The sequence below is a fragment of the Paraburkholderia sp. genome, assembly GCF_035948235.1.
In the GTDB taxonomy this organism is placed as follows: Bacteria; Pseudomonadota; Gammaproteobacteria; order Burkholderiales; family Burkholderiaceae; genus Paraburkholderia.
On record NZ_DASZJJ010000340.1, the window covers coordinates 1 to 2,583 of the forward strand.

Annotated in this window: 4 protein-coding genes; all 4 read right to left on the reverse strand. The window is 65.5% G+C overall.

Annotated elements, in window-relative coordinates; all coding sequences use genetic code 11:
* Nucleotides 1-490 (reverse strand): AzlC family ABC transporter permease (locus VG320_RS30000; protein WP_327203715.1); only part of this gene is annotated, 490 nt, incomplete at its 3' end.
* 199 nt (nt 491-689) lie between these two features.
* Nucleotides 690-1,562 (reverse strand): AraC family transcriptional regulator, encoded by an 873-nt coding sequence (locus VG320_RS30005; protein WP_327203712.1) that lies wholly within the window; start codon nt 1,560-1,562, stop codon nt 690-692.
* Nucleotides 1,563-1,602: 40 nt separating this feature from the next.
* Nucleotides 1,603-2,094 (reverse strand): CreA family protein, encoded by a 492-nt coding sequence (locus tag VG320_RS30010; protein ID WP_327203713.1) that lies wholly within the window; start codon nt 2,092-2,094, stop codon nt 1,603-1,605.
* Nucleotides 2,095-2,145: 51 nt separating this feature from the next.
* Entirely contained in the window at nt 2,146-2,487 is a 342-nt protein-coding gene (locus VG320_RS30015; protein WP_327203714.1) for a type II toxin-antitoxin system RelE/ParE family toxin, read from the reverse strand.
* Nucleotides 2,488-2,583: the final 96 nt, after the last annotated feature.

Sequence of the window (2,583 nt, forward strand, 5' to 3'; positions counted from 1 at the left end):
GCACGACGATAGCGATAAAGGTGGCAACCATCGCGAAGTCCAGCCCGAGCGACTGCAGCCCCGGAAACGCCGCGCCGAACAGCAGGCCCGCAGCGGTCCAGACCTGCCAGTTCAGATACATCGCCAGCCCCGAGCCGAGGAAGTGCCACGGCGAAACATCGCCCGGCGCATGACCGCGGAAATACGCCCAGGCGACGGCGAACACCTCGTCGGTGAGCAGTGCGCCGAGCGCGAGACGCCAGCGCAGCGGCAGATGCGACACATAGGGCGCGAGCGTCGCGCTATAGAGCACGTGGCGCAGATTAACGATGAGCGTGGTGGCCCAGATCACGGCGAAACTCGCATGCGAGGCGATCAGGCCGAGCGCAATGAACTGCGCCGAGCCAGCGAACACCACGAGCGACATCAACTGGCCATGCCAGAGCGCGAGCGGCCCTGTGGCGACGAGCGTGCCGAAAATGATGCCGAAGGGCGCAGCGCCGATCATCATCGGCACGGTGTCGCGCGCGCCGGCGACGAGTTCCTTGAAGCGATGAGGGTGCGTGTGGGGTTGCGTCTGCGGTTGCGTAGCCAAGCCGTTCTCCTGATACGAAGAAGCAGCTTAGCGAGCCAGGCGGTGCGTGGCTTGTACGTTCTTGCGATTCGGTCGCGTTTTGGACCGCGCCTGGGACCGAGCTTCGGACCTCGATTCAGGCCATCTGCCAGCGCCCCGGCGGCACGCCGAACATGCGTCTGAAGTGGCGCGTGAAGTGACTCTGATCGGTGAAGCCCTGCGCGGCGGCGACATCGGCGACCGCCACGCCCGCGCGCAAGGGCGCCAGCGCCCGCTGCAGCCGCAACTGCGTGCGCCAGGCGTGCGGCGGCAGGCCGGTGGCCTGGGTGAAAAGACGCGTCGCGTGGAACGGCGACAGGCCGATGGCCTGGGCGAGATCGGCCACGCGCAATGGCGTGGCGAGATCGGCGGCGAGCAGCGCCTTCATGGTGTCGACGCGCGGTTCGTGTTGCGCGGGCGCAAGCGGCGTGGCGCGCGTGCGGCCGTGGCGAGTCAGCAGCGTCGAGAGGGCGTCGATCAGCGCGTCTTCGGCGGCCAGCAGGTCGGCGGGCGCTGCAGTCACTGCAGTCACTGCTGTCGCGCCATTGGCGGCCTGCGCTTCCATCAGGCGATGCGCGCGCGCTACGCGGCGTGCGAGATCCAGATCGCGGATTACCTCGGAATCGAACCAGGGCAGCGGCTGCGCCTGGCCCGCGATCTCGTTGGCGAGCGCGTGAAGGTAGTCCACCGGCACGTACATGACGCGATAGCGCCAGCCCTCGTCCACGGCGCGCGCGCCCGTGTGAAGTTCGCCGGGATTGATCACGGGCACGCTGCCGGCCTGCGCGACATGGTGCGCGCCGCTGTAGCGATAGCATTCGGCGCCTTCCTCGATGACGGGAACCGTGTAGGCGTCATGCCAGTGCGCGGTGAATTCGTGGTCGTGATATTCGGCCGTGAGCAGATCCGCGCCGGGCAACAGCGGCGAGCGCCAGTAACGGGCGGAATCGCGAAAAGTGGGGCGGGTCATGGCAAGGGCGGTCACGAACGCGGTGGCGAATCCTTGCAGTTTAGCGCACGGGAATTGTCGTGCCGGCGGGCATCGGCACGGCGGTGACGCTGTTTTTCGCGCTGCCGCTCACGACGCGGTCGCTGTAGGTCAGATAGACGAGGGCGTTGCGTTTCGTATCGACCACACGCACCACGTGCAATGTCTTGAAGAGGAACGACATGCGTTCGCTGAAGACATCGGCCTGTTGCTTGAGCGGGGCGGCGAAGCTGATCGGCCCGACCTGGCGGCAGGCGATGGACGCTTCGGTCGGGTCTTCGGCGATGCCGAGCGTGCCTTTCACGCCGCCGGTGCGCGCGCGGGACACGTAGCAGGTCACGCCTTGCACGGCGGGATCGTCGTAAGCCTCGACGACGACCTTGTCCGAGCCGGTCATGCGGAAGTTGGTGTTCACGCTGCCGATCTGCTCGGCGTGGACAGTGCCGATGGCGAGTGTGCTCGCGCAAAGGGCCAGCGCGTGGCGCAGCAGGGCGGCGCAGCGGGTCGATTTCATGCGGATTCCCGTAAATGACGTGCCGATATTATCGGGCAGGGCGGGTGAGAGTCAGGCGTGGGCCGGAAGATCCATTGCATCATGCAATATGCGCAGCACGTCGATATGGCGAACCTGTTCGGCGCTGACGCGAAACATCACAAAATGCCGACCTCTACGTCTATTGTGTGCGACGTGAAGTGTCATGAGGCCTGGCGAGATTTCGTCCCGGTGACGCACGCCGGGTATCTCTGGACCAAACGACAGATCCTGCAGCGTGGTTGTGAGGGTGCGTGCATAGTCGCGTGCCTGCGCAGCGCCGAAATGCTCAGTAGACCAGCGCAGTATGTGGCGAAAATCTTTCTCGGCCAAAGCAGCAAGCCGGACGTGCCAGTCGCCCCCTGGCGTAATCATTGCGAGCGTTTCGTGGCTTCGGTGGGCGCGAGCACGTCATCGGTGATCGCATCGAGATACTCGCCCAAAGCTACGGCGGAGGAGAAATTGTTCAAG